Below are 756 nucleotides of genomic sequence, written 5' to 3' on the forward strand. Positions count from 1 at the left end.
GGCCCAGCGCGCGGCGGCCGGGGTCAAGAACGAGCTGCGCGCCGCGCTGGCGGACAAGGTGCTCGACGGCGGCGGCACCATTCCCGGTGCCGGGCCGGGTGCGCTGAGCGTGCTGGCCACCCGCGGCCTGGACGCGCTGGACGACTACTACACCAGGTACCTGCCGGCCCTGGTCACCTGCGCCGTGGTGCCGGCCCTGGTGGGGCTGCGGATCCTGGCCGCGGACTGGCTCAGCGCGCTGATCGTGGTGCTGACCATCCCGCTGGTGCCGGTCTTCATGATCCTGATCGGGCTGCACACCGAGGACAGGGCGCGCGAGGCCGCCGCGGCCCTGCACCGGCTCTCGGACCACCTGCTGGAACTGGCCCGCGGCCTGCCGGTGCTGGTGGGGCTGGGCCGCGCCGCGGCGCAGACCCGCGCCCTGGCCGACGTCGCCGGTGCCTACCGGACACGGACCCTGGCCACCCTGCGGGTGGCCTTTATGTCCTCGCTGGCACTGGAACTGATCTCCACCCTCTCCGTGGCCATCGTGGCCGTGTTCATCGGCGTGCGCCTGGTGCACGGGGACATGGCGCTGGAGGCGGGCCTGCTGGCACTGATTCTGGCCCCGGAATGCTTCCAGCCGCTGCGGGACCTCGGCACCGCCCACCACGCCAGCGAGGACGGAATCGAGGCGCTGGGCCGCACCGGCGAGGTACTGCGCACCTCCGCCGGCCACGCCCTGGTGCCGGCCGCCGGTGCCGCGGCCGGGCCCCC

General features: G+C 74.7%; 1 protein-coding gene. It reads left to right on the forward strand.

What is annotated here, in order from left to right; translation table 11 throughout:
- Positions 1 to 756, forward strand: a 756-nt coding sequence (locus ACFQ36_RS23105; RefSeq protein ID WP_377017948.1) for an ABC transporter transmembrane domain-containing protein, incomplete at both ends; no start/stop codon positions are given.

It is taken from the genome of Arthrobacter sp. GCM10027362, from assembly GCF_042679445.1.
GTDB lineage: Bacteria > Actinomycetota > Actinomycetes > Actinomycetales > Micrococcaceae > Crystallibacter.